9 protein-coding genes and 1 pseudogene are annotated in these 10,289 nt (G+C 60.6%); 6 read left to right on the top strand and 4 right to left on the bottom strand.

What is annotated here, in order from left to right; translation table 11 throughout:
- Window positions 1–47 precede the first annotated feature (47 nt).
- Window positions 48–1,970 carry an acyl-CoA dehydrogenase family protein gene (locus RMCB_RS24105; protein ID WP_062830790.1) on the top strand — a complete coding sequence of 641 codons (1,923 nt, stop codon included), beginning with the start codon at window positions 48–50 and terminating at the stop codon, window positions 1,968–1,970.
- On the opposite strand, the gene RMCB_RS24110 is transcribed toward RMCB_RS24105, so the two are convergent.
- Window positions 1,967–2,461: an LppP/LprE family lipoprotein gene (locus tag RMCB_RS24110; RefSeq protein ID WP_062830791.1), complete on the bottom strand. Its 495-nt coding sequence runs from the start codon at window positions 2,459–2,461 to the stop codon at window positions 1,967–1,969. The genes RMCB_RS24105 and RMCB_RS24110 overlap by 4 nt on opposite strands.
- A 129-nt stretch (window positions 2,462–2,590) precedes the next feature.
- On the opposite strand from RMCB_RS24110, the gene RMCB_RS24115 reads away from it, so the two are divergent.
- Complete coding sequence (locus RMCB_RS24115) at window positions 2,591–2,905, top strand: hypothetical protein (protein WP_029373115.1); 315 nt, start codon at window positions 2,591–2,593, stop codon at window positions 2,903–2,905.
- Window positions 2,906–3,687: 782 nt separating this feature from the next.
- On the top strand, window positions 3,688–5,223 hold the full coding sequence (locus RMCB_RS24120) for a TIR domain-containing protein (protein ID WP_165606316.1): 1,536 nt from the start codon (window positions 3,688–3,690) through the stop codon (window positions 5,221–5,223).
- Between the two features lie 492 nt (window positions 5,224–5,715).
- On the opposite strand, the gene RMCB_RS36100 is transcribed toward RMCB_RS24120, so the two are convergent.
- Entirely contained in the window at window positions 5,716–5,889 is a 174-nt protein-coding gene (locus RMCB_RS36100) for a hypothetical protein (protein WP_165606317.1), read from the bottom strand.
- 373 nt (window positions 5,890–6,262) lie between these two features.
- Here RMCB_RS36100 and RMCB_RS24130 point away from each other — a divergent pair, with 373 nt between their 5' ends.
- Window positions 6,263–7,411 (top strand): Thoeris type III anti-phage system protein ThcB4, encoded by a 1,149-nt coding sequence (locus RMCB_RS24130; protein ID WP_062830793.1) that lies wholly within the window; start codon window positions 6,263–6,265, stop codon window positions 7,409–7,411.
- Entirely contained in the window at window positions 7,408–8,079 is a 672-nt protein-coding gene (locus tag RMCB_RS24135) for a Thoeris type III anti-phage system protein ThcA (RefSeq protein WP_062830794.1), read from the top strand. The genes RMCB_RS24130 and RMCB_RS24135 overlap by 4 nt, the downstream gene beginning before the upstream one ends.
- Window positions 8,080–8,135: 56 nt before the next feature.
- Here the strand turns inward: RMCB_RS24135 and RMCB_RS24140 are convergent, their stop codons facing one another.
- Together RMCB_RS24140 and RMCB_RS24145 are read right to left on the bottom strand one after the other, a co-directional pair.
- Complete coding sequence (locus RMCB_RS24140) at window positions 8,136–8,600, bottom strand: hypothetical protein (protein ID WP_062830795.1); 465 nt, start codon at window positions 8,598–8,600, stop codon at window positions 8,136–8,138.
- A complete protein-coding gene (locus tag RMCB_RS24145; RefSeq protein ID WP_084388598.1) occupies window positions 8,593–9,045 on the bottom strand; it encodes an HIT family protein in 453 nt (150 codons plus the stop codon). Before RMCB_RS24145 ends, RMCB_RS24140 begins: the two co-directional genes overlap by 8 nt.
- 807 nt (window positions 9,046–9,852) lie before the next feature.
- On the opposite strand from RMCB_RS24145, the pseudogene RMCB_RS24150 reads away from it, so the two are divergent.
- Window positions 9,853–10,182 (top strand): annotated as a pseudogene (locus tag RMCB_RS24150) (IS110 family transposase); the annotation flags it as partial.
- Between the last annotated feature and the right edge of the window lie 107 nt (window positions 10,183–10,289).

The raw sequence follows: 10,289 nt of genomic DNA on the forward strand, positions 1-10,289 counted from the left end.
GCGTCGATCTCGACGATCCAGCGCGGGGTCACGCGCTACCGTCGGGTATGACCTCCACTGCCGAGCATCTGCGAAACACGCTGGACGGGCGCTGGCGCGACACCAAGAACGCCATGCGGGCCAATCTGTCGGACGAGAAATTCCGGCCGCATTACACCCCGAACACCGTCATCGCCCGAGCCAAGGTCGCCGAGCAACTCAAGATCATGGCCGCGGCCGGTGCCGCCGAAGACGGCTTCCGCAAGGAGCACGGCGGCAACGGCGACGTCGGCGCCGCGATCAGCAGCATCGAAATGCTCGCGATGTCCGATCTCTCGCTCATGGTGAAGGCGGGCGTGCAGTGGGGCCTGTTCGGCGGCGCCATCGAGAACCTCGGCACCGAGCGGCACCACAAGGCCTACGTGCGGCGCCTGATCGACCTCGATCTGCTCGGCTGCTTCGCGATGACCGAGACCGGTCACGGCAGCGACGTGCAGTCCCTGGAGACGACGGCGACCTACGATCCGGCGACCGAAGAGTTCGTGATCCACTCCCCGACACCGACAGCACGCAAGGACTACATCGGCGGTGCGGCCGAAACAGCCCGTGTCGCAGCAGTTTTCGCACAGTTGATCACCCCGGACGGCGAAGGCCACGGGGTGCATTGCTTCGTGGTGCCGATCCGTGACGACATGGGCAACGACATGCCGGGGGTGACGACGTCAGACTGCCACTACAAAGGCGGGCTGCCCGGCGTCGACAACGGCCGCATCGTGTTCGACAACGTACGGGTGCCGCGGGAGAACCTGCTCAACCGCTACGCCGACGTCGCACCCGACGGTACCTACAGCTCACCGATCGAGAACCCGGGCCGACGCTTCTTCACCATGCTCGGCACGCTGATCCGCGGTCGCGTCACCGTAGGCGGCAGCGCCGCAGCGGCAGCCCGCGTCGCCCTCGACATCGCCACGCGATATGCGTTGCAGCGCAGGCAATTCGAGGCACCGAAGAGCGACAACGAGGTGCTGATCATGGACTATCTGGTGCACCAGCGTCGGCTCCTGCCGCTGATCGCCAAGTCCTACGCACTGCAATTCGCGCAGAACGAGCTGGTGTCCAAGTGCCACGACCTGCAGACCTCAGACAACCCGGACGCCGAGGAGCAGCGCGAACTGGAGGCACGCGCGGCGGGACTCAAAGCCGCCAACACCTGGCACGCCAGCAAGGCCATCCAGGAAGCGCGCGAAGCATGCGGCGGCGCAGGCTATCTCGCGGAGAATCGGCTGATCGCACTGCGCGCCGACACTGACGTGTTCACCACGTTCGAGGGCGACAACCACGTGCTGACCCAGCTGGTGGCCAAGGAACTCCTGACGGCCTACGCCGACGACATCAAGGGCATGAGCCCGGTCGAATGGGTGCGGTTCGCCGCCAACTTCGCCGGCGAGCGTGTGCTCAAGCGCACCTCCGCGGAGACCATCATCCAGACCGTGCTGGACAGCCGCCAGGACAATGAGGAGGAAGGCAGCCTGTTCAACCGCGGCACCCAGGTCAAGATGTTCGAAGACCGCGAGGAATACCTGCTGTCGACGGTGGCCCGGCGGTTGCAGGGCAAGGCCAAGGAGATGAGCGCGTTCGACGCGTTCAACGCCGTGCAGGACCACGTGCTGCACGCCGCGTCGGCGCACATCGATCGCATCATCCTGGAGGCGTTCGTCGCGGGCATCGCGGCATGCGAGGACGACACCGCACGCGAACTGCTCGAAGACGTCTGCGATCTGTACGCGCTGTCGGTCATCGAGGACGACAAGGCGTGGTTCATGGAACACCGGTACCTGTCCACCGAACGCGCCAAGGCCGTCACCCGGGGCATCAACGAGCGCTGCCGGACCTTGCGACCGCATGTCGAAACCCTCATCGACGGCTTCGGCATCCCGGAGCAACTGCGTTACGCGGCAATGCTCGATCCGGCCGAGCTGGTCAACGGCTAAGGGCTGGGCGGCAGCGGGTCGACGGCCCGCAGCTTGCCGTCGTCACCGATGCGGAACCGCACCGTCGCAATGCCGGTGGGCGCCTTGGGCGAGTCCTGCCCCTGCTGCCATTGGTAGTTCACCACGACGCTGTCATCGGCGTTGGTCACCACGTTGATGTACGGACGTGGCTGCGGAGTGGCCGGGCCCAGCGGCGTCTGCCGGTCGAAGAACAGCAACTGGCCGACGCTGTTGGGCTGCGGGTTCCTCTGCCCGACCTGCACCCAGTACAGCCGGCAGTTGGCGGTGTGGCCGTCCCTCACCTGAGTCCACTGCGCCCCGGCTTCGGGGTTGGGCAGGTTGGCGATCGCCTGGGCGACCGCGTCGGCGCTGGGGCCGTCGGTCGGCTTGCAGGTGTCCGGCTTGGGCGGCGGCGCCGAAGACGGGCTCCAGCCGCAACCGGCCGCGACGAGCCCGACGAACGTGGCGGTGGCGATCAGCCGAGGGTGCACGCCACGAGCCTAGCGAACCCTGAACGGTTCCTAGGTGCGCGCCGTCTTGGTGCGCGCGTACCGGAATACCTGCCAACAGACCGGGCCGATCACTTACAGTGACGCGCGACCCCGACCGAAGGAGATGTGATGGCCTGGTTCCTCGCGATGGAAGGACCGTTCAACAAGGCTGTGCTGTACCAATTGCAGGAGTCGGCTGACGTCGACAAGATCGCCGAAGAACTGGCCAGTGCCGCGACACTAGACCGCGCGGTGCCCGTGCCCGCCGTTCTGCAGAACAACACCCGCCAAGAGGTCACGGTCTACATCCGGCCGGCCGCGTGGGGCGTCTGGACCTTCTATCAACTCACCGACGAGGAACGGCAGGCGCTGGCGTCAGCGGCGAATCCGTTGGTGGAAGCACTCGCCCAAGCTGCCCGGCAACAGCAGCAGGGCAAGAAGTAGGACGTGGTTGCTCCCCCGGATGGACTCGAACCATCAACCGCCCGATGCTGACATACCGCTCGGTTCAGTCCGCTTCCGTTCGCCAAAGTGTTGCACTGCAATCGATCCCGCGGTCACTCGGTACGCCAAGATACACATAAACTCGCCCAGAATCGTGGGAGTTTCTGCTGTGAAATACGGCCTGGCCGCAAACCGTGCTGGTCAAATACGTCGGCTTCAAACTGGAAGTATCCGACCTTGCAGACATCTTGCGATGGCGGGCGACGGCGGTAGCACTTGGGTTGCGAACCAGCTTTGGCCGTGACCGCGTCTCCCACTGTATCGCTTTCTTTAGTAAAGAAGTTGGCAGACTTGTGGGCGTTCTTCCCGTAGGTAGGCCTGCTTTGGGGGTGGTCTGCCAGCGCTTGGTGGGCCGCCGGATGGCGCCCTAGACGATCCGGAAGTAGTGGGCTTCCACGTCCAGGGCAGCAGATGCCGCCCGAGAATGCTCACAGTTGCTGTCGGGCCGTGTTTTCGTGGGCCCTGTAACCGCGGACGGCGCTACCACTCCGTCCGGCGGCCCGTCACCGTGCAAACCGAGGAAAATCTGTACGCCGTTGCCGAGTGTCCCTTATGACAACTCGGTGTGACCGTAGGTCCGGACGTTGCAAAGTGAAGCGGCATCTACCGACGTTTCGGTAACCGAGGACTGTTGGCTGCCAGTTTGATTCAATAGCGGGATGCATCATATGCCACGGCTTGAGGAAGTATTCAAGTCGTCTGGGGTACCTACGCATACTTTCGTGGAGCCAGACGAGTACGGAGAACTTCTCGTCGCGTTGAGAACCCCGGGAAGAGGGTTGGTCATTGAAGGACCGACTGGAGTCGGAAAAACTACAGCTCTAATCAAAGCCGTTGAAGAGCTCAAGCTCAATGACATCCTCATATTGAGCGCGCGCAAGCGGGACGACCGTGAGCTACTTTTGGCCGCGTTGGAGATGGATGACATCGGCATTGTGGCCATCGATGATTACCACCGACTGCCAGATGATCTACGCGAAAGAGTAGCTGACCGGATGAAGATATTAGCGGATGAAGAGTCCGCAAATGCTAAGCTCGTTGTTCTTGGTATTAACAATGCAGGAAGTTCCTTAATTAGGTTCGCAAGAGATCTCATGAGCCGGCTTGATATCATCCGGTTTGGGACTTCATCGGATCAAAAGGTCAGTCGTCTGGTAAGCGAGGGTGCGGCTGTCTTGAATGCGGACCTGCCAATTGTTGATATTGTAGCAAGTGCGCGCGGCAGCTTTCAGATTGCGCAATTGTTGGCTCAGAAATGTTGCACCTTGTCTGGGATCCTCGAGCAGAAGCGCAGCCGCCAGGTAATGAAGCACCCGTTCAGCAGGATACTCAGCGATATTGTCGATGCAATGGCAATTCATTATACAGAGATCGCCATACGTTTTGCATCAGGGCCGCGGTTTAATCCAGAGGGGCGGGCACCTTATCTTCATCTACTAAAGTGGCTCTCGGAAGCGCGAGACAGATCCATTAGAGTATCGGAACTAATAAACCAATACCCGGAGTTGGAGTCGAGCATTTCCGCCGTCATCGGCAGAGGCCATCTGGCTGACCACATTGATAGTGACCCCGATTTCAAGGCGCTATTACATTTTGATCAGCGAAATAAGTTTCTTTCGGCGGAGGATCCCAAGTTTCATTTCTATCTTAGCAACCTCGATTGGACCCATTTCGCAGTCCGGGCTGGGTTCTTGAACATCGAGTTCGAAGACAAGTACGACTTCGCGCTATCGTTTGCATCAGACCGTCGTGACCAAGCCGCTTATCTAGCACACCAACTCGCCAGTCGCGAACTCCATGTATTCTTCGATTCTTTCGAGCAAGAGCGCATACTGGCGGCAAATGTCGAAGAGTACTTGGCACCAATATATCGATCGCAAGCGACATTTATTGTCTGCTTTCTCTCGCCGGAATACCCCAATCGAGTCTGGACTCGATTCGAAAGCCGTCAATTCCACGCTCGATTCGGCACCGAGACGGTGATTCCCGTTGTCACTGAGCTGACAAATAGAGCGGCAATTTTTGATGAAACGAATAATATCGGGTCTTTTGTCATTGTAGACGCGCAGCCGCTCGAGCCACAGTTAGATGACTTGGCAGACGCGCTCTGCCGGAAAATAGCGGCAATGCGTAGGCGCCCTAAGCTAAAATCGGGGGAATTCTACTGCAGTAGGTGCTGCCTAGTATTACCGGTACTAAGCATGGCGGCAGATCGTGTCAATATGTGCATGGAATGCGCCAGCTCGACAAGGATTTGACGATGCGGTGAACCTAGCCGCACATTTTTGTTTCGCCTTAAAAGGCGAGCGATTGCCGTTGGATTCCTTCGGATCTGCGGCTGGCGACTGGTGTGAGCCAACTCTGCGGACTTGTTGCACACCACCGGCGGTATCGGTCCGCCTCTGTCACGTGAGTTATCTGCCAGTCTGAGAGGAACCCTTTGCGCGACCGACGAACTTAATGAAGAACCGGTGGTATTTCGATTTATCATCCGAAATATGCCAAATACCATGCAAAGTCGTTGAGCCATTGGCGGATCGCTAATTTGACGACACAAGGTGCTTCGTTCGTGGAAGTGGAATTGCGCGAAGGCGATATTGCGCTTTAGCGCATATTCCGTCCTGGCGTTTCGCGGAGCGCGGAGCTGGTCAACAACGCAACTTAACCGAGATAACGTACAAACGGATCCCATGCTGCGCTCGTTTCATCAGCAACTCTGAGACAACTTCATCCGTGGTGCGTATCGCGGCCTACTTATGCAGCTCATACTTTTCAGCGAGGCGTTGGCCGATAAGCTTGGTGAGCGTCTGTTCCGGCGGGTCGCCATCTACGACAGTGACCTCAGGCCCAATAACGGGCACCAGCATCCGCTGTCGAATATGAGCGGGGAGGTCATCCCAGAATTCGCCGTTGTCCGCATCCACGACGCTTGCCCCGTATGTGGCGGCAGGCAGCCGCATGTGCCGCCAGCCTCGCAAACAGCATGCCGCTGGCGCGCGAAAGTCGAAGGCGTACCCATCCATTGGCACAGTGGGGCCGCGTGTGGGAAGCCTGAGGCGACTGAGGTCGTCGCGATGCGGATCGTCTTGTTGTCTACGTGCCCGTGAACGTCTCCGGGCTATGCTTATCCGACGTCAACGTCGGAACAGGGGAGTATGGGGATGCGTTCTAGGACCAGACGGCCAGAGCCTATCTCGTCGCGGACGACCTGCGATTACACAGGGCTGATGCACGCCCGCGAACCCTCGGTGCGATGAACGAATGAATATGGAATATCTCATTGCGGAGTGACTTGTTATGGCGGTGACGTACCAGATCCAAATGATTCAGGTCGATCGTAAAGCTTGGTCTGCAGATCTGAGGAGCGCTATTGAGAACGAGCTGCGGTCTGTCGGCGTGCATCTGGATGTGACCGTGGAGTTCACAGGGTCTAACCCGGACCCCCGCGCGCCGTCGGTAGCTGTGGTGCTCGCCGGCCCCGCCGCCAAAGACAGCGACAAAGTCAAGCAGGCGATCGTCGACGCGATCCGTGTTGGTCGCGTAGTCATCCCGGTGGTAGAGGACCTCACCAACTTCCACGAGGTGATTCCGGTTCCCGTTGCGCACGCTAATGGCTTCGAGTGGTCCGGAGACCGACCTGAACGACGGCTGGCCCGGGTGCTCCTTGAGGAACTCGGAATCGAAGACCGCAATCGGCGCGTGTTCATCAGCCATAAGCGTGAAGACGGACTCGGGGCAGCGGAGCAACTTCATGACCAGCTGGCACACCACCGCTTTGTACCGTTCATCGATCGCTTCGCGGTGCCTCCAGGTGACGATGTCCAGGCTCACATTGCCGATGCCCTAGAGTCCTACGCATTTCTGCTTCTTCTCGAAACGCCCGAAGCGCACCGCTCGAAATGGGTCTTCGACGAAGTTGACTACGCCCTGAGCCACCAGATGGGACTGCAAATCGTAAGGTGGCCCGACGACCCCAAGCCGATCCCCGGCAGTGGCGACCTGCCGCGGATAACGTTGAGCGCCGCTGACCTCGCCACAGATGCGCACGGATACGATGTCCTCACCCCGACTGCACTTGACCGTGTGATCCATGAGGTGGAAAAGGCGCACGCACACGCGCTCGTCAGGCGACGACGATATCTCGTGCGCAGCGTCGAAGACGCGGCCCGTGGCGCCGGAGCGACCTGTATTCCGCTTCGCCACTGGTCGCTTGACGTCATGTTTCCGACACGTCGCTCTATTGTCGGTGTTACCCCGCGGACTCCGGCAGCCGAAGATTTGCAGCGCATCGATCAGACGCGCACGATCATCGACCCCGATGCGCGCGCGATGCTGGTGCACACCGCGCGCTATCTGCGCGAAAACACGCGAACCCACCTCGAATGGATAATTCACGACCGTGACCTCCATCTTATTCCTGACAATGCCGTTGGGGGAGCCTGGTGAGCGACACACCGATCGTCGACGTGGCGCTGGAGCGAAAACTCGCGGGTAGGACCGTCTTCCTGTCCGCGAGCATCCCTAACCCGGCCCGCTGGCCGGGTCCGTACGACCCGCTAGAGATCACCGACGCGGTCGTCGCTGTCGGCCGAGCGATTCTTAGCGCGGGGGCGAGGCTGGCTACTGCGGCGCATCCGACCATCGCTCCACTGCTGCTGTACATCGCCGCCGAACTGCCCGAGCGGGCTCGTTCCCTCGTTATCGTGTACCAATCGGAGGTATTCGAAGGGCGAATGCCGGAGGCCATTTCACGCTTCAACGACAAACGCATCGGCATTATCATTCCCACACCGGCGGCCCCCGGCGAGCCACCGGATCCGGCGCAGGCACCGGAGAGTCTCGCGGCGATGCGTCGCCAGTTGCTTAACGAGACTCAGCCCGACGCAGCCATTTTCATCGGCGGAATGAATGGAATCCCCGCCGAATACGATCTCTTCAGGGAGCAGCGGCCGTCAAATCCAACTTATGCCCTGGGGTATCCCGGCGGAGCAGCGCGCGAGTTGGCCAAGGGTATGGACTCGCCGCTACAGGAGCTGCTCTACAGCGGCACGGTTTACCCGACGATCGCCCGCGCCATCGTCGATGACATCGAGCACCGAGCGCCACGTGAGTGACGAGCGGAAGCATTCGATCGCGAGGCGACGCCCCTATCGCGATGCAGGAAACGAGCTCACTTGGCATGCCAGTATATGTACAGTCCCACCCCAAGCAGGGTTCCATAGAACGGCGCGATCGACCATGAAAACCACACCGCGGGACCCGGAATCCACCGTCCTATGACGTAGCGAAACGGACGCAACGCGAGGTCCCACCAGCTGGCCAGTTGGTATTGGTCGGCATCTGCGGGATTCATCGAGTAGGAGGGCACCTTGGCGTGGACCACGGCGGTATAAAGACGACGAAACCCGCGCTCCTGGCGGAGATAGTTGGCGTCCATGAGCGCGAACAGAACAACCGCTGCAACACCGAGCAGCGCCACGGAGGACGCGTGCTTCGTGACGGCATACCCATAGGCGGCAGTCACCACCGGTAGTAGCCACCCTTTTGCCGTCGACGACGCCGCCGACATACGGGTGATGAGGGCCTGGATGTGGTCGAGATGCTTGCGACGGTCTTCAGCAGGTTGGTCAGTCATCCACGTCCCGAATCCGATCGCACTCCTGGCGGAGTTGCTCCCACGTGGCATCCTTCTGGTCTTCTGTGTAGTGGGTTTGTGGAGGCCAAATCTGTCCCATGTGGTCTCTGATTCGGCGGGGCACTATGTGCACGTGTAGGTGAAACACCGTCTGGGTGGCAGCTTTTCCGTTCGACTGGATGAGGTTCAGCCCGTCAGGATGCAACGCTGTCCTCATAGCCCGTGAAATCGCCAGGCTGGCGTGTGCCAGATGGGTTGCTGTGTACTGGTCCAAAGCCCAGATGTCGGCGATGTGATTACAGGGGATCACCAGGGTGTGTCCGAGAGTTGCGGGTTCCGGCGGAAAGAACGCTACGACTTGATCGTTGCGATACACCTCACGGACGTTCGGGTCCTCTTCTCGAACGATCCGGCAGAACGGGCAGTCTGGGTCGGCGGTGGCCACGGACCGTCTACCAACGATCTGACATCGGGTCGGACACTGGTGTGGACTGCCTCGATAGTCGTTCGGACCAGGCGACGAGAGACAACTCTTGTGTGGCGCCCGCCGATGCCGGCTCAAGCACGTCGTAATGAAATGAGTGGTGCCAGTTGTGATCGGTGATGCGCGTGCGGACGGTCCGATTAAGTCGGTTGCTAGGCATCCGGACGCACATGTCGACGACCGGCGTGAAGTAGACCGAAGCCTGACAGCCGATTTCGTACCGCATTCGGCAAATCGTAGCGCTCGACCTGCTCCACAACTCGCGATCTCGCCCGGTAGCCCGCCGTTGGCGCGGGTTCAGCGGGCTCGCATGCGTGACACCGCTCGGGACTCCAACGGTCGATTACACCTAAACAGCGTCACGTTTGGTTCGGGCGTTGCCGTTGCCGAGCGGGCGAACCACGTCGCCGAACCCGTCGACATGTCGTAGACCTCTGGACCGCCCTCACCACGCGGGCTATGGCTCGCCCGGAGACAACCCGCCCAGCAGTCTCCGGGGGTCACGGTCGACCTTCCCATCTCAGTGTCATGGTGAGGGGGCCGTGCTGCGGTGTGTCGAGGTGACAGATACCGCGTGCGGTGGTTGGTTCCGGATCATCTGATGTCTGGCTCACTCCGCGTCTGCCGCCCCCTCTTCGGGGGTTGGCGTTCAGCAGTAGTGCCGGCATCAGATGTGAAGGACCGGACGGCGTGACTTGATAGGAGCGTGGCACCGCCCCCAGTTGAGAAGTGTCCGCCGACCGGCCCAACCTCAACACACCCCTCTTCATGACTGAAGGAGGCAACCACCATCGTGTTGTTGGAGCCGATGTACACAAGCGCAGCCACACCTTTGTCGCGATCGACGAGGTCGGACGCAAACTCGGCGAGAAGACCGTCAAGGCCACCACCGACGGACACCGTACAGCTGTCCTGTGGGCGCACGAGCAGTTCGGAACCGAGCTGCTCTGGGGCATCGAGGATTGCCGCAACATGTCGGCCAGGCTGGAACGTGACCTGCTCGGCGTCGGGCAAAAGGTGGTGCGGGTTCCCACCAAACTGATGGCCGCCACCCGCAAGTCCGCACGTACTCGAGGTAAGTCGGATCCGATCGACGCGCGGTTGTGTCCAGCAGAGTGGTGTACGAGTCCGGACCTGATCAGTGGTACCGGCGTGTCGTAGCCGAATGATTGAAGGTCATCGCGTGATTCTTCGAGAGACCGACC

Origin of the sequence: Mycolicibacterium brisbanense (assembly GCF_001570425.1) — a bacterium.
Classification (GTDB): Bacteria; Actinomycetota; Actinomycetes; order Mycobacteriales; family Mycobacteriaceae; genus Mycobacterium; species Mycobacterium brisbanense.

What these genes read in the sequence shown, in the direction of transcription:
- RMCB_RS24115 (WP_029373115.1), top strand. Translation starts at nt 2,591, where the DNA reads ATGGCCTGGTTCCTCGCGATGGAAGGACCGTTCAACAAGGCTGTGCTG.
- RMCB_RS24130 (WP_062830793.1), top strand. Translation starts at nt 6,263, where the DNA reads ATGGCGGTGACGTACCAGATCCAAATGATTCAGGTCGATCGTAAAGCT.
- RMCB_RS24140 (WP_062830795.1), bottom strand. Translation starts at nt 8,600, where the DNA reads ATGACTGACCAACCTGCTGAAGACCGTCGCAAGCATCTCGACCACATC.
- RMCB_RS24105 (WP_062830790.1), top strand. Translation starts at nt 48, where the DNA reads ATGACCTCCACTGCCGAGCATCTGCGAAACACGCTGGACGGGCGCTGG.